The sequence below is a fragment of the Actinoplanes solisilvae genome (assembly GCF_003999975.1).
GTDB classification, from domain to species: domain Bacteria; phylum Actinomycetota; class Actinomycetes; order Mycobacteriales; family Micromonosporaceae; genus Actinoplanes; species Actinoplanes solisilvae.
Genome location: NZ_RJAC01000003.1, coordinates 113,197 through 131,820, shown reverse-complemented (window position 1 = coordinate 131,820; position 18,624 = coordinate 113,197). Strand labels below are relative to the sequence as shown.

The following is an 18,624-nucleotide window of genomic DNA, read 5'->3' as shown; positions in this document are numbered from 1 at the left end:
CGCCTTTGGCTCGCCGTGGCTACTTCCCGGGTCCTTCGGATTCGTGGTCCGCGGTGAAGCCGCCCTCGTGTTGACCGAGCTCGAGGTGGACGTGCTGGTGGCCGTGCCCGGCATCGATGTTGATCTGATCGAGCTGGGTAGCCGCGACCGACCATGCCGTCACGGCCAGCACACCTTGGCGTTCTGCCATGGCCAGCCACTGGTGCTGTTGCCCGGCCGGCGCGCCGAGCCCCGCGGCGTAGGCGTCCACGGACAGGCGCACGAGCTGCACAGCGTTCCGCAGACCCCCGCGGGCCACATTGGTGGCGGTGGTGCCGGACGGTGGATCGTCGAACTTGGCTTCGATCCGCCCCATGTCCTGCTGCCATCGGCCGACCTGCGCGGCGTCGGGCTTCTGCCCGGCCGCGGCTTCGGGAGTCATGGCGGCGACCATCGGCGTGATCTGATCCCGGATCTCGCGCGCCATGGTGGTCAAGTCGGCGACCTGTTGCACGTCCCGGGCCACCTCGGCTCTCTCCAGCTCCGCGACCATGGTGTCCGTCTCGCTGGGCCGCCCGGCCGCATACCCGATGAGCCCAGCGACAACGGCGACCCCCGCGAGGAGTCCCACGGCCAGAAGCACGGTGACAAGCCGATGTCGAGGCGCCACGGGACGGGCCACGGGACGACTGGACTTTCCGGCACTACGCCCCATGAACGCTCCCTGTCACCATGCCGACGCAAGCTGCAACGAGAGTAGTGGCGATCTATACCCAAGGTCCAGAGCGGGTCACCACCATGGCTCCCCGAACAGTTGCTGTGCCATACGGGAATTTGGCGGCCAGCCCCCTCGTCGTCCGGCCCACCCGCACTCGGCGATCAACCTTTTGATCCGGGCCAGATATGCCCGTACCGCGCCCGCATCGTTCATGCGGCAAAGATGCACCAGCCGAAGGCTCGGGCTCCCGACTTATCCACAGGCGCCAAGACCGAGGGCCGATTGTGGACAACCCGCCCTGGCCAATCGCGCCCGTGCGACTCGATCCGGCCGGCCGAAGAACGTACGGGCGGCGGCTGCCTGCCGGTCGAGGTGAGCCGGCAGGCAGCCATCCGAGGTCAGGACGGCGTGTTCACCGGCGACCCGAATTCAAGTGCGCTACCTGCTCGGCGCTGAGCTCGTAGCCGTACAGCCGGAAGTCGTCGATCGACCCGTCGAACCTCGCGTCGCCCCAGCTCGTGCCACCGAGGAAGTTGGCCGCGGTGTTGCCGCCCACGCCCACGTCGCCGATGTTGATCGGGAAATCACTCCGGATGGCCTGCTGGACGCCGTTGAAGTAGATCCTCCCGGTCGAGCCGTTCATCGTGAACGCCACATGCGTCCACTGGCTGAGCGGCAGGTCGCGGCCGGCACCGAGAAGGAGACGCTCCTGAGCCGCCACCCCCGGCGCCTTGAACGTGGCCCCGAACCCGGTGGTGCCGCCGTTCGTAGCCGACTGGAGCAGGAAGAACGTGTCCGTGCTGCTACCGATCTGCAGCAGCGGCACCCAGCTCGGGAGCGTGTCCGGGCGCGCCCAGAACGACACGCTGAACTGCTCGTCCAGCCCGGCCTCGATGTTGTCCGGCAGCCGGACCTCGTTGCCCGAGTCCGCGGCACCGCCCGGCAGGTTCACCGCGTTGCCGAACCGGCCCGTCGTGCTCCAGGACGTCGCACCCTGCAGGGCGGCCGCACCGATCGCCGGCTTAGTACCGGTGTTCGCCGCCGCCGTGCCCTGGCCCTCGTCGAAGGTGTACCGCACCGGGGCACCCTCGGCGTACATCGCGGCCACGTCTCCCGCACTCAGCGTGGACGTGAAGATCCGTACGTCGTCCATCAGACCGTCGAACGGAGCGTCCCCGTACCCGTTGCGGCCCAGCCAGTTGTTGGCGGTCGGGCCGATGGCGCTCATGTCGACCGTCAGATTCGTACGGCTGGCGATCGCCACACCGTTGAGGTAGAGCGTGCCGACCGCACCCTGGCGGGTGAAGGCCACATGGTTCCACTGGTTGGCCACCACGTCCTGGGCCGGAGTGGCGTAGACCCGCTCCTCGGGCCCGGTCTTCGCCTTGAAGGTGGCGGCGAGACCGGTGCTCCCGCTCGCCTGCGTCTGCATCTGGATCTGGAAGTAGCTCCCGGCGGAGCCGAGCCCGTCACCGATGTGGAACAGACCGGTCCAGTTGCTCTTGGTGTCGGGGCGCACCCAGAACCCGGTGGTGAAGTTCGCCGCGTTCTGCAGCAGGTTGTCCGGCAGGTCCACCGCGTTGGTGTTGCTGCCACCGGGCAGGTTGACCGCCTTGCCGATGACCCCGTTGGCGGACCAGCCGGTGGTTCCGGTCAGGACGGCGGCTCCGGGCCCGCCGGCGGCGCCGGTGTTGGCGGCCGTCGTACCCTGCCCCTCCTCGAACTCGTACCGGACCGGGACACCGGTGGCCACCGGCGGATCATCGCCCACGACCACCAGGTCGTCGACCATCATCCCGGCGGTTCCGGTGCCTCTCAAGGTGAGCGTCGCGGAACTCGCCGCGGCCGTGAAGGTGCCGGAGTACGTGCCGTAGGCACCCGTCGAAGGCAGGCTCGTCGTAGCGGTGAGAGTGGCGTTCAGGTCGCCGACCGTCAGTGCGGCCGTGGCCGAGCCGGACCCGGCGGATCGGCTGTCGCGGGCGTAGCGCACCGAGACCCGGTACGTGGTTCCCGGGGTGAGGCTGTTGAGAGTGCGGTTGATATTGCCCGCCGTGCCCAGGCTGAGCTGGTAGCCGGTGAGACCGAGGCCGCCCTGACCGGTGGCGGTGCCGCGCACCAGCTGGACCTGGCTGGCGACCGTCCACGGCGACATCCGGCTGTTGCCCGCGGCGACGTCGACGGTGGCCGGAGCGACGTTGGCCCGCCACTCGACCGGCACGCGCGGGTATTCGAACTGGTCGACGACCCGCGGGTTCAGCTGCGTCAACTTCACCGCGGGGTCGATCTGCACGATCTTCGCCACCGACGGGGTGCCGGCGGCATCCCAGGCGAACAGCATGTACGAACCGGGGGGCGCGTACGTGCCGTTGACCGGCGCGGTGATGTCGACCGTTCCGCCGGACTGGCTGAACTGCAGGTCCTGGAAGTTCTGGTCGTTGTTGAAGCCGTGCGTCACCGACCCGTTGCGGACCAGCGTGACCCGGGAGACGGTGCCGGACGCGGTGATCGCGAAGCTGCCGTTGTAGCCGATCTTCGCGGGCGCGGTGTTGATCACCGGGCGCGGGGCGAGCTGGTCGCCGTTGAACAGGTACGAGGGCGAGTAGTACTCGACGTCCGTGTAGTTGCGCGGTCCGGGGGTACCGCCGCCGCCGACCATCACACGGCCGTCGGGCAGCAGCAGCGCCGCCGAGTGGTAGAGCCGGGCGTGCTGGTAGGGCGAGGCGACCTCGGTCCAGGCCCGGGTGTCCGGGTCCCAGATCTCGGCGTTGGTGACGTATCCGCCGTTGCCGTTGTTCTCGCGACCGCCGCCGGTCACGAGCACGTCGCCGTCGGGAAGCACCGTCGAGGTCGCCCAGTGGCGCTGGTGCTTCATCGGCGGGGTCGTCGCGATGACCGGGTTGGCCGCGCCACCGGTGATGTCGACTGTGAAGCCGGCGCGCGCACCGTCCGGGCCGCCACCGTTGCCCCACCAGCCGCCGCCGACCTGCAAGATCTTGCCGGGCCGGTACATCGTGGCGGTGGAGGTCGCGCCGACCGGGTTGCCGTTGGCGCCCTGGTTGGCGACGTTGCTGGGCAGCGTGCCGCGCAGGACCACCTGACCGGTGCCGCTGTTGCCCGCCGGGTTGAGCTCGTACATCTGGGTGCCGGTGATGTTGAACAGGGTGCCGCTGCCCGGCGTGACAAACGCGCGGGGGTACCACCAGCGGTTCTCGTCCGCGCCGGCGTGGTCCGAACCGCCGTCACCGTACGCCGCGGGGCTGCGGGCGCCGTCGAGCATCTTCCAGCCCGAGCCCGATTGCGGGGTGTAGATCTCCGGGGTCAGCACACCGGGTCCGCCCGGACCGCCGCGGAGGCTGCCGCCCTGCACGACGATGTCGCCGTTGGGCATCGTGGTGCCGGTCGGGTACCACCGGGGGATGTTCATGGGTGCCTTGGTCTGTAGCCCGTTGTTGGTCGAGTAGCTGGTGACGCCGACGGAGGCGTCGTTCGGGGCGTTGCCGCCCAGGCCGTCGTCACCACCGACCGTCATCGTGGAGTGGTCGTGCGGGTTCTGCACCTGCATGGAGCAGAACAGGTCGGTGTAGGTGACGTTCGGGATGATGCCGGCGGTCACGTTGGCCAGGCTGCGGGCCACCGCGGGATCCCAGATGTCGACCTCCATCTGGCCGCCCTGGGTGACCGAGCTGTTGCCGGACCAGTCGTACGGCGTGGTGTCGGTGCCCCAGCCCCCGACGCTGCCGAACGACTGCACCTTGCCGTCCGAGGTCAACGCCATGTTGATCGGCACCAGCGGCCACGGCGTGACCGGGCTCCAGGCGCCGGCCCCGTCCTTCGTCGGTGGCGAGCAGTCGGCGGCCAGCAGCCCGGCGGCGTACGCGAGGCCGTTCTTCATCTGGGCGAGCATGTAGGACTCGGAGTAGGCGGTGCCCTCGTGGCCCATCGAGCTGTACCAGGAGCGGCCGGAGTCGATCGTCTGGCACCAGGTGACCGGGTGCGAGGTGCCGTTGTGGCCGCCGCCGTACGAGGACTCGTCCGCCTCGATCAGGGTCCGTACGTTGGGGGCCGGGTTGACGACCCAGTCGTACCACTCGTCGCTGCGGGTGATCGAGGCCGGCACGCCCTGGGTGAGCGGGTGGCCGGTGGCCTTCACGAACGCGCGGCCGGGGCGGACGCCGGGATTCTCCGGGTGTCCCTCGGAGACGGCTCCGACCAGGCGGGCGTAGAACGGGTTGACGTCGTGCTCGCTCTCGCCGACCGACCAGGCCGCGTAGTGCAGGCCCATGTAGCCGCCGCCACCGCGGATGTAGGCCTCGAGTGCCGCGCGCTGCGACGCGTTGAACAGCACACCACCGGTCTGCGCGAAGACCACGGCGTCCTTGGCGGCCAGGTTCGCGGTGGTGAACGCGGCGGGATCGTCGGTCTCCTGGATGTTCACCGGCTGGTTGTACTGCGTGCCGAGCTGGGTGGCCAGGTCACGCACCGCCTGCCGGGCCTGCACGTTGGAGGCGTGGAAGTTGGGCTTGTAGAACAGCAGAACGTTGAGCTGTCCATCGGGGACGGCAGCCTGGGCCGGAGCGGGGACGGCCCAGGTCGCGGCAACCAGTGTCAATGTGACAAAGGCGGCGGCGAGGCGTTTCGAGAGCACTTTCATGAGGGATCCCTCGAGTCGGGCTGTGGTAGCGGCGAGGACGGAGCCGCCACCCGGGGCCTGAACGTAAGTCACTTATTACAACAACGTCAAGAACTGCGTCTATATATATGAACGCAATTCTTCAGTGTTCTCATATGCGAATCACATCCGAACAGACGGCTCCCGATGGCGGTTCTCCCGCTGCTATCGACGTACGCGGGCGTTGCCGCCACCGGCGAGCGCCCGGACTTCCTCCCGAGTCGCCATCGAGGTGTCGCCCGGCGTTGTCATCGCCAGCGCACCGTGTGCCGCACCGAGCTCCAGACAGGTCTGAAGCTCCTCCCCCTCAAGCAGGCCGTAGACGAAACCGGAAGCGAACCCGTCGCCGCCGCCGACCCGGTCGAAGATGGCGAGGTGCTCGCGCGCCACCGAGGTCAACACCCCCGTCTCCGGTGACCAGGCGATCGCCTGCCAGTCGTTGTCGCTGGCCGAGTGGACCGTCCGCAATGTCGTCGCCACGACCGAGAGCCACGGCATCGTCTCGGCCACCGTGCTGACCATGGACGCGAAGCTGTCGATCGGCAGCGCCCGCAGATCCTCGGCCACGTGCTCGACGTCGAAACCGAGTGCGGCGGTGAAGTCCTCCTCGTTGCCGATCATCACGTCGACGTGCCGGGCCAGCCTGGTGTTGACCTCCCGCGCCACCGCCGTGCCGCCGATGCCGGCCCACAGGCTGGGCCGGTAGTTGAGGTCGAACGAGACGACCGTGCCGTGGCGTTGCGCGGCAGCCATCGCCTCCTCGGCCACGGCGGCCGCGTTCTCGGAGAGGGCAGCGAAGATCCCGCCGGCGTGGAGCCAGCGGACACCCCGGCGGCCGAACAGGTCGTCCCAGTCGATCGTGCCCGGTCCCAGGTTGGCGATCGCCGTGTTGGCCCGGTCGGACACCCCGACCGCGCCGCGCACCCCGAAGCCGCGCTCGGTGAAGTTGAGTCCATTGCGGACCGTACGACCGATGCCGTCGTATTTCTCCCAGCGGATCAGCGAGGTGTCGACCCCGCCCTGCATGATGAGGTTCTCGATCAGCCGGCCGATCTCGTTGTCCGCGAACGCGGTCACCACCCCGGCCCGGACCCCGAAGACCTTGCGCATCCCGCGCGCGACGTTGTACTCGCCGCCGCCCTCCCACGCCTCGAACCGGCGGGCCGTACGGATCCGGCCCTCACCCGGGTCGAGCCGCAGCATCACCTCGCCGAGCGCGACGATGTCGAACTCGCAGTCGGCGGCCGGACGAATCTCGATCATGAAACCTTTCCCTGTACGGTCGTCTTGCATCGAACGGTGACCTCGTCCCAGTTCCCGGCGGCCAGCAGATCGGGCGCCACCATCCAGCTCCCCCCGACGGCGGCGACCGCCGGGTGGTCGAGGTAGGCCGGCGCGCTCCGGGCCGTGATGCCCCCGGTCGGCACGAACCTGATCTGCGGGAAGGCCGCGGACAGGGCCTTGATGGTGGGCAGACCGCCGCACGCCTCGGCCGGGAAGAACTTGACGGTGTCCAGTCCCAGGTCCAGCGCCGCCATGATCTCGGAGGCGGTGCTGACCCCGGGGATCACCGGCAGGCCGAGCGCCTGACAGCGGCGCACGACCTCGGCGCTCAGACCGGGCGAGACCACGAACCGGGCGCCCGCCTCGTAGGCCCGGTCGACCTGCTGGGTCGTGAGGACCGTGCCGGCCCCCACGACCAGGTCGCCGCGCTGGGCCAGGCGCCGCAGGACCGCCGCCGCCCGCGGCGTACGGAAGGTGGCCTCGGCAACCGGCAAGCCACCGGCGACCAGTGCGGCGCCGAGGTCGTCGGCGGCCCCGGGATCGTCCAGGACGACGACCGGCACCACCCGGTGCCCCTTCAGGACGTCGGCGACGCTCATCGCAGCTCGGCGATGACGGTCTTGAGCTCGGTGTAGTCGTCCAGGCCAAACGACCCGAGCTCGCGGCCCCAGCCGGACTGCTTGAAGCCACCACGAGGCAGGGTGACGTCGTCGGCGTGCCACGTGTTGAGCCACACCGTGCCGGCCCGCAGGCGGGCGCCGACGCGGTGAGCCGTGCCGATGTTGTTCGACCAGACACCGGCGGCGAGCCCGTACACCGTGTTGTTCGCCGCGGCGACGACCTCGTCCTCGGTGTCGAACGGGATCGCGGTCACGACCGGGCCGAAGATCTCGTCGGTCTGCACCGCCATCTGCTCGGTGACGCCGGTGATGAGCGTCGGCGCCACGAAGAAACCGCGGTCGCCCAGCGCGTCGCCGCTTCCCGCGTTCAGCACGGCACCGTCCCGCACCGCGCCCCGGATGTAGCCCAGCACCTTGTCGTACTGCTCCCGGGAGACCAGGGGGCCCATGTTCGAGGCCGGGTCGAAGCCGTCGCCCACCTTGATCGCGCGAGCCGCCGCGGCCACTCCCTCGACGACCCGATCGAAGACACCGCGCTGCACGTAGAGGCGCGAGCCGTTGACGCAGCACTGCCCCTCGTTGAAGTAGCCACCCAGCACGGCTCCGGCGATGGCCGCGTCGATGTCGGCGTCGTCGAAGATGATGTTGGGGGCCTTGCCGCCCAGCTCGAGGGAGACCTTCTTGAGGTTGGTGGAGGCGGCTGCGGCGATCTTCTTGCCGACCTCGGTGCTGCCGGTGAAGGCGACCTTGTCGACGCCGTCGTGCTCCACCAGCGCGGCCCCGGTGTCACCGAAGCCGGGCAGGATGTTGACCACGCCGGCGGGCAGGCCCGCCTCGAGCAGCAGCTCACCGAGGCGCAGGGCGGTCAGCGGGGTCTGCTCGGCCGGCTTGAGGATGACGGTGTTGCCCGCCGTGATCGCCGGGACGATCTTGAAGCAGGCCATCAGCAGCGGGAAGTTCCACGGCACGATGCCCGCGACGACACCGACCGGCTCGCGGCGGGTGTACGCGTGGAACTCGCGGCCCGGCACCGACATCGGGATGGAGGTGCCCTCCATCTTGGTCGCCCAGCCCGCGAAGTAACGGAAGAGCTCGGCCGCGACGGCGATGTCGCCGTCGCGGGCCGCTTCGACGCGCTTACCGTTGTCGAGCGCCTCCAACTGCGCGAACTCGTCGGCGTGGGCTTCGATCAGGTCGCCGATGCGCCACAGAAGGTGGGAGCGGTCGCGCGGGGTCATCTTCGACCACGGCGAGGGAGACTCGAACGCAGCGCGAGCCGCCACCACCGCGCGGTCCACATCGACCGCCGACGCCTGAGCGACCTGAACCAGCACCTCCTCGGTCGACGGGTTGACGGTGGCGAAGGTTCTGCCGTCCTTCGCGTCCACCCATTCGCCGTCGATGAGCAGCTGCTTGGGTGCGGACAGGAACGAGCGGACGGCGGGCAGCAGAGCAGACATAGTGGCCTTCCCAGTCACTTGATGATCGACACTTTCGACTTGTCGAGGGTGAGAGCGACGGCGACGACGATGATCGCGCCGTACAGGATCTGCTCGTACGCGGACGGCACGCCGACGATCGGCAGGCCCACCCGCAGCAGCGTCACGACGAGCGCGCCGGCGAGGCTTCGCCACACGCTGCCGTGACCGCCGGTGATGGCGGTGCCGCCCACGACGATCGCCGCGACCGCCGGCAGCAGCAGGTTGTCGGCCATGGTGGGGCCGCCGCTGAACTGACGGGAGACCAGCATGACCGCGGCGAGCCCGGCGCAGGCGCCGGAGACGGCGAACGCTCCGATCTTGACCAGGTCGACGGGCGTGCCGGCGAGCCGCGCGGCCGACTCGGAGTAACCGGTGGCCGAGACCCAGCTCTGCAGTGGGGTGACCTTGAGGAGCACGGCGATCAGAGCGACGACGATGACCGCGACCATCACCGACATCGGCACGTAGCCGCCGACGTAGAGGTCGAGCCACTTGACGGTCGAGTCGTCCACGACTCGTACGGTGCCGGCACCGGAGACGACGAGGGCGACCGCCGAGAGGATGCTCATCCCGCCGAGGGTGACGATGAACGAGGGTATCCGCAGCAATACGTGCGCTGCGCCCTGCAGCACGCCGATCACCGCCGCGACCAGGATGACCGCCGGCGTGGCCAGGCCGCCGAGATCCGGTATCCACAGGGCCAGGAAGACGGTCGACAGCGAGGCCAGCGCCGCGATGGAGAGATCGATGCCGCCGCAGAGGACGACGAGCGTCGCCCCCGCGGCGAGCACGATGAGCGGCGCGGCGGTCCGCGCGGCCGCGGTCAGGCTGCGCTGGGTCAGGAAGTCCGGGTCGGCGATGGTCAAAGCGGCGATGAGCGCGGCCAGGGCGATGAGCGGCATGAAGCCGGTCAGCCGAGTCCTCTCCTTGCCGACCGCGGGTTCGACAGGCGGCTTGATGGCGACGGAAGTGCTCATACCATCTCCTTCACGAGGTCCAGCGGGCTCGGCTTGCCGCCGTTCGGGCAGGCGACCTCGGCCGTCACCCGGCCGTCGCTCATGACCAGGATGCGGTCGGCCATGCCAATGGCCTCCTCGAGGCTGTCGGCCAGAAGCACGGTGGCGACTCCGCTCGAGGCGAGCTCGCGCATCAGCCGGTACACCTCGGAGCGGGCGCCGATGTCCAGGCCGCGCGTCGGGTGGTCCAGCAGGAGCAGCCGTACGTCTCCGCCGACCAGCCATCGGGCGAGGACGACCTTCTGCTGGTTGCCGCCGGACAGCCGCCCGATGGCGGTGTCGCGTCGCGGCGTACGGATGGAGAGCCGGCGAATCCATCTGTCGACCAGGGTGGCCTGTTTCCTGGGGGCCACGAAGGGTCCCGTGCAGCGGGCTTTCTGTTTGGCCAGGGTCATGTTCTCGGCCACCGACATCGAGCCGACCATGCCCTCGACCTTGCGTTCGGCCGGTACGTAGCCGATGCCGGCGGCGCACGCGGCCCGGGTGCTGGGCAGTTCGATCTTCGCGCCGTCCATCCGGATCTCGCCGGCGGTCGTCGGTTCGGCGCCGAACAGGGCGCGGCAGACGTCCTCGCGACCGGATCCGTGCACGCCGACGATCGCCAGGATCTCGCCGGCCGCGACGTCCAGGTCGACGTCTTGGAACGACCGGCCCGAGAGCCCGCGTACGGAGAGCCGGGGCTGCTCCGACACGACGGGTGTGGCGGCGTTCCCGTGGTAGTGGTCGTCGGAGCCGGTGGACCCGATCATCATGCGGTGCAGCTCGCGCGGGACGGCGCCGGCCGTGGCGACCTCACCGACCGACCGGCCGCCGCGTAGTACGGTCACGCGGTCGCACACATCGAGCACCTCGTCGAGGCGGTGCGAGACGAAGACGACCGAGGCGAATTCGCGCAGCCGGCGGATCTGCGCGAAGAGCGTCTCGATCTCCTTCGACTCGAGCACCGAGGTCGGTTCGTCCAGGATGATGACCGGCGGATGCTGGCTGCGCTCCTCGATCCGTAGCACCTTCGCGATCTCGACCATCTGCCGTTCGGCGAAGGTGAGCGTGTCCGTCCGGGCGAGCGGGTCGATGTTCGAACCGATTTTGTCGAGCTGCTCCTGGGCCAGGCGGCGCATGGTGTCCCAGCGGTAGACGCCCCGGCGGACCGCGGCCCCTTCACTGCCCAGGACGATGTTCTCCGCGGCGGTCAGGTTTGGCACCAGGGACTGTTCCTGGAAGACCATCCCGATGCCGTGGTCGGCCGCGTCGACGACGTTGCGCAGTTTGACGGGCTCACCGCGTACGAGGATTTGGCCTTTGTCCGGGGCGACCAGGCCGACCAGCGCCTTGAGCAGCGTGGACTTGCCCGCGCCGTTCTCACCGGCCAGGCCGAGGACCTCGTGCGGCCGGACCACCAGGTCGACGCCGTCGAGGGCCTTCACGCCCGGGTAGTGCTTGACCAGGCCGCGGACCTCCAGAGCATTCATTTGACCACCTGGTTCCTTCGACGCTGCGGGATGACGGCGGCGGCCACCGCGGCCACGACGATGACGCCCTCGACCCCGCCCTGCCAGTAGGGGCTGACTCCGACCTGCACGAGACCGTTGGTGAGCACCATGACGAGCAGGACACCGACGGCGGAGTGCAGGACGCCGCCCCGGCCCCCGGTGAGCAGGGTGCCGCCGACGACGGCGGCGGTGATGGCCGAGAAGTCGTATCCGTTGCCGGCCTGCACCAGGCCGGCGCCGAGCTGGCTGGTCACCATGACGCCGCCCAGCCCGTAGAAGGCGCCGGCGAAGGTGAAGACCGCGACCTTGTACGGCCGTACCTTGACTCCGGACAGCGTCAGTACTTCCTCGGCGCCGCCGATCGCGAAGGCGTACCGGCCGAGCCGGGTGTAGCGCTGGATGAGCCAGCCCACCAGGATGCAGGCGGCGGCGATCCAGGCGAGATAGGAGAACCCCAGGAAGCGCTCGATCGCCCAGCTCTCGAGCATGGTGTCGGAGATGTTGGGCTGGACGCCGGCGAACATGAGGGTCGCCACGCCCAGCCCGATGGCCGACACCCCCAGGGTAGCCATGAACGAGGGCACTTTCAGCAGGACCAGAGCGAACCCGCTGAGGGAGCCGAACGCGCAGCCCAGCAGGACGGCGACCACGATGCCGAGAAACCCGAAGTCGTTGTCGTTGCGGTTGTTGGCCACCAGAAGTGACACGGTCAGGGCGGAGGCGCCCATCACGCCGGCGGCTGAGAGGTCGATCGACCCCATCATCAGCACGAACGTGATTCCGCAGGTCACGACGGCGAGCACGGCAGCCGCGTCCACGATGCTCCGAACGTTGTCGACGCTGCGGAACTGCGGGCTCAAGGCCGCGAACATAGCGAAGATGACGATCAGCGCGACCGGTGGACCGGCGTCCCGGAACGACGCGCCTCGCCGAGAACTACGGCGAGGCGCTGTGGCGACCTCGGATGTCACTGTCACGTCAGGGGCCCGGCCTTACGGTTGAAGACGTTGCCGCATTCGAAGTCGGCCGGGTCGGTCTTGGGCTGGGCGAAGTCGGCCGCGTTCTCCTTGGTGATGAGGAACTGCTTGGCGAAGAACGCCCGGTTGTCAGCGGCGGTGTCAGCCACCTTCAGCTTGCCGGTGGCGTAGCAGAAACCGATCGCCAGGCCGATCCCGCCCTGCCACGCCCCGTCGCTGGAGACGGTGGCGGTCATGTCGCCCTTCTGGATGGCGGTGACGGCGTCCGGCACGGCGTCGATGCCGACGACCGCCACCTTTCCGGACAGACCGGCCTGCTGCAGTGCCTCCAGAGCGCCGAGCGCCATGTCGTCGTTGGCGGCCCAGATTCCCTTGACCTTGTTGCCGTGCTTGGCCAGCAGCGTCTTGGTGACCGTCAGCGCCTCGGCGCGCGAGAAGTTGGCCGCCTGCTGGTCCAGCAGCTTAATGTCCGGGTTGTTCTTGAGCGACGCCTGGAGACCGGTGAACCGGTCCTTGGCCGCCGCCGTGTCGAGGACACCCTGCAACGCGATGATGCCTCCCGAGCCGATCTTCTTGGCGAGGGCGTCACCGATCTGCTGGCCCGACTCGACGCCGTTGTAGGTGATGTGGCTGAGCCACGTCTGGTAGTCGGCCGGTTTGAGGTCGGCCGGCTTGTTCCACTGCGTGACCAGGTAGGCACCGGCCTTGTCGGCGCCCTTGACGATCGGTGCGGTGTCCGAGTCACCGTTCGGCAGCACGTTCATGACCAGGCACTTGGTGTCGCCGGCCAGGATCTGGCTGATCTGCTCCTGCTGTTTGGTGGAGTCGCCGCCGTAGGTGAGGCGTTCCTGCGTGAGACCGACCGACTTGGCGAAGGCGTCGCCACCGGCCAGCCACGAGGCCTCGTACGGGTTGGACTCGTTGCGGACCTGACCCACCAGCCGGACCTTCGACGCCTCGCAAGCGCCCGAGGCGGCGGCCGTGTCGTCTCCTGCGCCGGCCTGCTGCTCGGAGCATCCGGCTAGGACGGCGGCGGTGAGGGACAGGCTCAGTATGGCTGCGATTCTCATCAACTGACCTCAGTTCTTCGGTGCCGGAGAGTCCGGCGCGGTGGCCCAAACAGAAGAGGCGTCATTTCGTACGGTCGTGATGCGGTGGCGGCCAGGGTCAGCGGGCCAGCCACCCTCCGTCGACGGCCAGGACGTGACCGTTGACGTAGTCGGCGGCGGCCGAGCTCAGGAAGACAGCGGCTCCGGCGATGTCGGAGGCCTCTCCCCAGCGGCCGGCGGGGATGCGTTCGAGGATCGACCGGGAACGGTCGGGGTCGGCCCGGAGCGCAGTCGTGTTGTCGGTGGCGATGTAGCCGGGCGCGATGGCGTTGACCTGCACACCCCGCGGGCCCCATTCGTTCGCCAGGGCCTTGGTGACACCGGCGACGCCGTGCTTGCTGGCGGCGTACGACGCCACCCGGACGCCGCCCTGGAAGGACAGCAGGCTGGCGATGTTGACGATCTTGCCGTGTCCTCGCTCGGCCATCGGGCGCCCGAATGCCTGGCAGAGAAAGAACAGGCCGTTGAGGTTGATGTCCATGACGCGGTTCCACGACTGGCGGCTCACGTCCACCGAGTCGTGGCGATCGATGATGCCGGCGTTGTTGACCAGGACGTCCACCTGGCCGTTGCTGTTCACCTCGGCCGCGGCCCGCTCGACGGCCTCATGATCGCTGACGTCGAGGTCGACGACCTCCACCGCACGGCCGAGATCGGCCACCTGGTCCCGGGTACACGACTGGGCTCCCGGCCGGCCCAGCAGGACGAGGTCGGCGCCCGCCCCGGCCAGCCCCAGGGCGATGGCCTGTCCCATGCCGCGGCCGGCGCCGGTCACCACGGCGCGGCGACCGTGCAGGTCGAACGGCGACGTCACAGGTCTTCCAGCGCTACCGCGCTCAGGTCCGTGTAGTCGTTGTTCTCGCCGCCCATCGCCCAGACAAAGGCGTACGGGCCGGTGCCGACGCCCGAGTGGATCGACCACGGCGGCGAGATGACGACCTCACGGTTGCGCACCACGAGGTGGCGGGCGGCGCCGGGCTTGCCCATCAGGTGGAAGACCCGGTCGTTCTCGTCAAGGTCGAGGTACAGGTACGCCTCGGTGCGGCGGTCATGCAGGTGCGGCGGGAAGGTGTTCCACACCGAGCCGTCGGCGATGACGGTCACGCCGAACTGGAGGACCGACGTCTCCAGCTCCTGACCCCAGGCATAGCGGTACAGGCTGCGTTCGTTCGCGCCCTGCGGCGTGCCGAGCTTGACCGGCTCGACCTCCGCGTGGGTCAGCGGGGTGGTGGGATAGGTCGCGTGCGCCGGAGCGGAGACGAAGTAGAACGCGGCGTCGGAACCGGCGAAGACCACCTCGTTGCCCCGGCCGACGTACAGGCCGTCGAGGTGGCGGAGCTCGAACTTCTCATTGTTGACGAGCACGTGGCCTGACTGCCCGACGTTGATGATGCCCAGCTCACGGCGGGTCAGGTGGGACGGAACGCCGAGCACGTCCCAGGCGGGCAGTTCGAGCTGACCGGCGCCGGGAACCGCTCCGCCGACGACCAGGCGGTCGTCATGGGTGTACACGCCGCGCACCTCGCCGGCGCGGAACAGGTCCTCCACGAGAAAGTTCTTTCGCAGGTCCGCGGTCGTCGCCGTCTCCACGCTTGACGGAGATGCGGAATACCTAACCTCAATCAAAACCTTCTCCTCGTTCGTGAACCTGGTTCAGCTACGTGAACTGAGGGCGACCATACCTATGGCGCCGATCACAGGTCAAGGGGTGGAAGTCAGTCCCTCTATGTGAACCGTGCTGTAGTGTGGTGCTTCTTCGCGACCGCGACCCATGAATGACGAGGAGGCCTTGGTGGACACGGAGAAGACGGTCAACGGCGGCTCCGCCACCTCGCAGGTCAAGTCGGCTGCGCGCGTCCTCGACGTGCTGGACGACATCGCCGCCAACGGACCCGGGACCCAGCTGCAACTGGCCACGCGACTCGGCATTCCGAAAAGCAGCCTGCACGCGCTCCTACGTACGATGTGCGCCCGCGGATGGCTCGACACCGACCAGACCGGCAGCGTCTACCGGCTCGGCGTACACACCCTGACGGTCAGTTCCGCCTACCTCGACGGCGACCCGGTGCTGTCGCGGGCCGGCGCCGTGATGGACGAGATCGCAACGGCCACCGAAGAGACGGTGCACCTGGGCCGCCTCGAAGGCGCGGAGGTCATCTACACCGCCAAGCGCGAGTCCAAGCACCCGCTGCGCATGTATTCAGCCGTCGGCCGCCGTCTACCCGCCTACACCACGGCCCTCGGCCGGGCGATGCTCGCCGAGATGCCCGAAGACGTTCGCGACACCCTGGTCCCCGGCCAGATCAAGGCGCTCACCTCGCAGACGATCACAGACCGGAACGCCCTGCTGGCGATCATCGACAAGGCCGCCGAGCTCGGCTATGCGGAGGAGAGCGAGGAGTCCTGCCTCGGTGTGCGCTGCTTCGGCGTGGCGCTGCCCTTCTCGCGCCGATCGGTGGACGCGCTGAGCGTCGCCGTCCCGATCAGCCGCCTCGGCAAGGGCCGCGAGGACTTCATCATCGAAACCCTGCTGAGCGTGAAGGCGCGCCTGTCCGCGATGCGCGACAACCGTCTGCTGCGCTGAGTTTCTTTCTCCCCTTTGGTACGCGCTGCCGTGACCCTCTCTCGGCGCGCGCTGCGGAACGCCCTCTTGGTACGCGTTCTTTCAGTGCGCGTTCTTTCAGTGCGCGTTCTTCCGGTGCGCGTTGCCGGGGCCGGGCAACCTCATCAGCCGGCCCCGAGCGCGCCGCTCAGTGCTTGTCGAACTTCGCCACAACGCCGGCGCGGCTGGCGTCCTCGCTGGCGAGGACCCCGCCGTTGGCCACCGTGTCCGCGGTGATCTCGGTGAACACCATGCGGACGTCCTGCGGACGCGCGCCGAGGATCTCGACGGCGTGATCGGTCACGGCGCGGGCGAAGGCCTTGCGCTGCTCCACGGTCCGGCCCGCGAGCAACTCGACGGTGATGTTAGGCATGGATGGCCCCGCTTTCTCAGATGTCGTCCACGAACCGGACCTCAGTTCACTAGCGTGAACGAACCTACAGCCCGCCCCTGGGTGCCGCAATGCTGGGCGGACTCAGGTTCACATACTTGACATGGGTTCGATATTGGTCGAATCTGCGGAATGTGGCGTGATCACATTGGATTAGCCTGGAACCGGCACCGTTCTGTTGGAACGCGGTCATGGCGCGTCGTGCCGGCCGGTGCCGCCGCGCTGATCGGTTTCGCTTTCCTCGGTTTCGCTTCCCCAGCCGGCGCCCACGTCACCGTAACCCCCTCTACGACCGCGGCCGGTGCTCACGCCGTACTCCGGTTCGCCGTCGAGCACGGCTGCAAGGAGTCACCCACCACCAGGATCACCATTCAGATACCGCCGCAGGTCACCTCGGTGACCCCCACCCGGACAGCACTGTGGAGGGTCGAGAAACGAACCGATCCCGTGGCAGTGGAACGCGTCAGCTCGGTCACCTTCAGCACGGACACCCCGCTCCCGGACGGTTACCGCGAGGTCATCGAAGTCGCCGTCCAGCTCCCCGAAGCCGACGGAACCACACTGGCGTTCCCCACCATCCAGACCTGCGAGCAGGGCGAATCGGCCTGGATAGAGGTGCCGCAGGACGGGCAGAAGGTCGACGAGCCACTTGATCAGGTCGGCCACGGTCAGCGGCCTCATCGCCCGCGACCGGCACCGTCAGGGTGTGTCCGCCCATGCCTCACGCCGGTTCGCTCTCCGCTCTACTGAGCTCGGTAGCGATCTGTGTACCCCAGGCGTCGATGGCGTCGGAGTCGCGGAAGTCGCCGTCCGCCACCCGCAGAGCCATGACAACCGCCTTCTCCGCGAAGCCCAGCTCGTGCCGGTCGAGGCGTCCGGCGAAAAGGCGATGGCCACGAGCGTGGGTGGCCCGGACGATGTCACCGACCTCGGCCGGCTCCTCGACCGGCTTGGGCGGATCACCGATCGGGCCGACGGAGAACAGCCACACCGGCCGCGAGGGCTGCACCGCGAGCCGTTCCGCAAGTGTTCGGGCGTCGTCGAGCCACCGTCCCAGATAGACAGCACTGCCCAGGACCACAGCGTCGTACGGCACCAGGTCAGCAACCTCGGCAGCGGAAAGCTCATCCACGACGACGTCGTCGGGCAGCCCGGCCCGGAGCCTCCCGGCGATGCGGACCGCAACGCCGGTGGTGGAACCGTGCCTGCTCGCCGTGCTAACCAGAATTCTCATGGCTATGACTCCGATCTGCGGCTGGAATGCTCGACGCGGTCGCGGATGCCGCGCAGCATGCGCCGGCTCATCAGGAAACTGACGAACGTCAAGGGCTCCACCATCAGCCGCGCCCACCACCGCGCGTACGCGTACCGTTCCCGCACGACGAGCCGGGTCTCGGTCGCCGAGACCGGTGACAGGTCGAAGGTCCACGTGAAGTCGCACGGCGCGATGGTTGTCCCCGGCAGCACCCCGCCCCGCAGGACCAGCGTGCGGGGTGGTTTGGCGACGGCGACCCGCAGTGCCAGCTCAGGTGCGAGCCGGACGGCGTCGCCCACGTCGAGGTGCTGCCAGTCGGGGTTGATCTGAAGCGCGCTGTGAATGTCGCAGCCGACCAGGTTCTCCAGGCTGTCGTAGCTGTAGAAGCCGCCCCGGCCCTGGCCGAGCTGCACGATCCAGGGCCAGACGTCGTCGGCACCGCTGTGGATCGTGATCGCCCGGGTGGCCGTCAGGTCCGGATCAGAGATCACCTCATCACCGGCCAGCGGTTCGGTGATCTCGGCATCGGTCGCGCCCCACCGCAACTGCCGCCTCCTCAACACGGCAGCCGCCACGACGACGGTCATCGACATGACGAGGGAGGAGACACCCGCCGTCCTGATCATGACGTGTTCCTGGACTTGTCGTCCGGCACGACGATCACGGGGCTCGCCGGCTGCTGCCAGGCGGCCACTACTTCGACTGCCGCGCCGGTCAGCCGGGGCTGAGCCAGCGCCCACTTCAGTGCGGCCTTGGAGCCGTGCGAGCTGTCGACGCCCACGACGATGCACCGGCCCTCGGAATGTGCGTGATCGCTCATGTCTACCTCCGGGAAGTGCGTGGTTGACGGGCTCAGCCGGCTCGTACGGGCGGCGGAGTCGGTGCGGACGGCCCGGTCTGTGGTCCGGGCCGGTGGTGGCGCCGGCCACGGCGGGCAGCGCCGAGACAGATGAGCCAGAAGGCCAGCAGACGAACGCGACCGGTGCACTGTTGTTCCTCGGCATCGCGGCGAGGGGGATCGACGATCGGTGCG

17 protein-coding genes are annotated in these 18,624 nt (G+C 68.9%); 2 read left to right on the top strand and 15 right to left on the bottom strand.

The genetic code is table 11. From position 1 onward, the window contains the following. Positions 1–19: 19 nt before the first annotated feature. The 11 genes from EER30_RS11500 to kduI form a co-directional block, all read right to left on the bottom strand. Entirely contained in the window at positions 20–532 is a 513-nt protein-coding gene (locus EER30_RS11500) for a hypothetical protein (protein WP_127500379.1), read from the bottom strand. A gap of 577 nt (positions 533–1,109) precedes the next feature. Further along, a complete protein-coding gene (locus EER30_RS11495; RefSeq protein WP_127500378.1) occupies positions 1,110–5,348 on the bottom strand; it encodes a LamG-like jellyroll fold domain-containing protein in 4,239 nt (1,412 codons plus the stop codon). A gap of 183 nt (positions 5,349–5,531) precedes the next feature. Further along, on the bottom strand, positions 5,532–6,629 hold the full coding sequence (locus tag EER30_RS11490) for a sugar kinase (protein ID WP_127500377.1): 1,098 nt from the start codon (positions 6,627–6,629) through the stop codon (positions 5,532–5,534). Continuing rightward, positions 6,626–7,249 (bottom strand): bifunctional 4-hydroxy-2-oxoglutarate aldolase/2-dehydro-3-deoxy-phosphogluconate aldolase, encoded by a 624-nt coding sequence (gene eda, locus EER30_RS11485; protein WP_127500376.1) that lies wholly within the window; start codon positions 7,247–7,249, stop codon positions 6,626–6,628. The genes EER30_RS11490 and eda overlap by 4 nt, the downstream gene beginning before the upstream one ends. Continuing rightward, positions 7,246–8,730 (bottom strand): aldehyde dehydrogenase family protein, encoded by a 1,485-nt coding sequence (locus EER30_RS11480; protein ID WP_127500375.1) that lies wholly within the window; start codon positions 8,728–8,730, stop codon positions 7,246–7,248. The genes eda and EER30_RS11480 overlap by 4 nt, the downstream gene beginning before the upstream one ends. A 14-nt stretch (positions 8,731–8,744) precedes the next feature. Then, positions 8,745–9,728: an ABC transporter permease gene (locus EER30_RS11475; RefSeq protein ID WP_127500374.1), complete on the bottom strand. Its 984-nt coding sequence runs from the start codon at positions 9,726–9,728 to the stop codon at positions 8,745–8,747. Continuing rightward, entirely contained in the window at positions 9,725–11,236 is a 1,512-nt protein-coding gene (locus EER30_RS11470) for a sugar ABC transporter ATP-binding protein (protein ID WP_127500373.1), read from the bottom strand. Before EER30_RS11470 ends, EER30_RS11475 begins: the two co-directional genes overlap by 4 nt. Continuing rightward, a complete protein-coding gene (locus tag EER30_RS11465; RefSeq protein ID WP_205650190.1) occupies positions 11,233–12,117 on the bottom strand; it encodes an ABC transporter permease in 885 nt (294 codons plus the stop codon). Before EER30_RS11465 ends, EER30_RS11470 begins: the two co-directional genes overlap by 4 nt. A gap of 113 nt (positions 12,118–12,230) precedes the next feature. Next, positions 12,231–13,304, bottom strand: a complete 1,074-nt coding sequence (locus tag EER30_RS11460) for a sugar ABC transporter substrate-binding protein (protein WP_127500372.1) — start codon at positions 13,302–13,304, stop codon at positions 12,231–12,233. Between the two features lie 97 nt (positions 13,305–13,401). Beyond that, positions 13,402–14,157 (bottom strand): 2-dehydro-3-deoxy-D-gluconate 5-dehydrogenase KduD, encoded by a 756-nt coding sequence (kduD, locus tag EER30_RS11455; RefSeq protein ID WP_127500371.1) that lies wholly within the window; start codon positions 14,155–14,157, stop codon positions 13,402–13,404. Further along, the gene (kduI, locus tag EER30_RS11450) at positions 14,154–14,933 is read right to left on the bottom strand and encodes a 5-dehydro-4-deoxy-D-glucuronate isomerase (RefSeq protein ID WP_205650189.1); all 780 of its coding nucleotides are present in this window, start codon (positions 14,931–14,933) and stop codon (positions 14,154–14,156) included. Before kduI ends, kduD begins: the two co-directional genes overlap by 4 nt. 202 nt (positions 14,934–15,135) lie before the next feature. Between kduI and EER30_RS11445 the strand changes: the two genes are divergently transcribed. Beyond that, positions 15,136–15,927 (top strand): IclR family transcriptional regulator, encoded by a 792-nt coding sequence (locus EER30_RS11445; protein ID WP_205650188.1) that lies wholly within the window; start codon positions 15,136–15,138, stop codon positions 15,925–15,927. A 166-nt stretch (positions 15,928–16,093) separates the two neighbouring features. Here EER30_RS11445 and EER30_RS11440 read toward each other — a convergent pair whose 3' ends face one another. Further along, a complete protein-coding gene (locus EER30_RS11440; protein ID WP_127500368.1) occupies positions 16,094–16,318 on the bottom strand; it encodes a tautomerase family protein in 225 nt (74 codons plus the stop codon). A gap of 150 nt (positions 16,319–16,468) precedes the next feature. Here EER30_RS11440 and EER30_RS49910 point away from each other — a divergent pair, with 150 nt between their 5' ends. Then, positions 16,469–17,086 carry a YcnI family copper-binding membrane protein gene (locus EER30_RS49910; protein ID WP_127500367.1) on the top strand — a complete coding sequence of 206 codons (618 nt, stop codon included), beginning with the start codon at positions 16,469–16,471 and terminating at the stop codon, positions 17,084–17,086. Here the strand turns inward: EER30_RS49910 and EER30_RS11430 are convergent. From EER30_RS11430 to EER30_RS11420, 3 genes are read right to left on the bottom strand one after another with little or no spacing between them, the layout of a single operon-like run. After that, positions 17,058–17,570 carry a flavodoxin domain-containing protein gene (locus tag EER30_RS11430; protein ID WP_127500366.1) on the bottom strand — a complete coding sequence of 171 codons (513 nt, stop codon included), beginning with the start codon at positions 17,568–17,570 and terminating at the stop codon, positions 17,058–17,060. The genes EER30_RS49910 and EER30_RS11430 overlap by 29 nt on opposite strands. A 2-nt stretch (positions 17,571–17,572) precedes the next feature. Continuing rightward, positions 17,573–18,217 carry an SRPBCC family protein gene (locus EER30_RS11425; RefSeq protein ID WP_205650186.1) on the bottom strand — a complete coding sequence of 215 codons (645 nt, stop codon included), beginning with the start codon at positions 18,215–18,217 and terminating at the stop codon, positions 17,573–17,575. Beyond that, entirely contained in the window at positions 18,214–18,411 is a 198-nt protein-coding gene (locus tag EER30_RS11420; RefSeq protein WP_127500365.1) for a universal stress protein, read from the bottom strand. The genes EER30_RS11425 and EER30_RS11420 overlap by 4 nt, the downstream gene beginning before the upstream one ends. Positions 18,412–18,624: the final 213 nt, after the last annotated feature.

Excerpts from the sequence above, each read along its gene's own strand:
- EER30_RS11500 (WP_127500379.1), bottom strand. The coding sequence starts at position 532 with ATGGTCGCGGAGCTGGAGAGAGCCGAGGTGGCCCGGGACGTGCAACAG.
- EER30_RS11480 (WP_127500375.1), bottom strand. The coding sequence starts at position 8,730 with ATGTCTGCTCTGCTGCCCGCCGTCCGCTCGTTCCTGTCCGCACCCAAG.
- EER30_RS11425 (WP_205650186.1), bottom strand. The coding sequence starts at position 18,217 with ATGATCAGGACGGCGGGTGTCTCCTCCCTCGTCATGTCGATGACCGTC.
- EER30_RS49910 (WP_127500367.1), top strand. The coding sequence starts at position 16,469 with ATGTGGCGTGATCACATTGGATTAGCCTGGAACCGGCACCGTTCTGTT.
- eda (WP_127500376.1), bottom strand. The coding sequence starts at position 7,249 with ATGAGCGTCGCCGACGTCCTGAAGGGGCACCGGGTGGTGCCGGTCGTC.
- EER30_RS11495 (WP_127500378.1), bottom strand. The coding sequence starts at position 5,348 with ATGAAAGTGCTCTCGAAACGCCTCGCCGCCGCCTTTGTCACATTGACA.
- EER30_RS11440 (WP_127500368.1), bottom strand. The coding sequence starts at position 16,318 with ATGCCTAACATCACCGTCGAGTTGCTCGCGGGCCGGACCGTGGAGCAG.
- EER30_RS11430 (WP_127500366.1), bottom strand. The coding sequence starts at position 17,570 with ATGAGAATTCTGGTTAGCACGGCGAGCAGGCACGGTTCCACCACCGGC.
- EER30_RS11420 (WP_127500365.1), bottom strand. The coding sequence starts at position 18,411 with ATGAGCGATCACGCACATTCCGAGGGCCGGTGCATCGTCGTGGGCGTC.
- EER30_RS11475 (WP_127500374.1), bottom strand. The coding sequence starts at position 9,728 with ATGAGCACTTCCGTCGCCATCAAGCCGCCTGTCGAACCCGCGGTCGGC.
- EER30_RS11490 (WP_127500377.1), bottom strand. The coding sequence starts at position 6,629 with ATGATCGAGATTCGTCCGGCCGCCGACTGCGAGTTCGACATCGTCGCG.
- EER30_RS11470 (WP_127500373.1), bottom strand. The coding sequence starts at position 11,236 with ATGAATGCTCTGGAGGTCCGCGGCCTGGTCAAGCACTACCCGGGCGTG.
- EER30_RS11460 (WP_127500372.1), bottom strand. The coding sequence starts at position 13,304 with ATGAGAATCGCAGCCATACTGAGCCTGTCCCTCACCGCCGCCGTCCTA.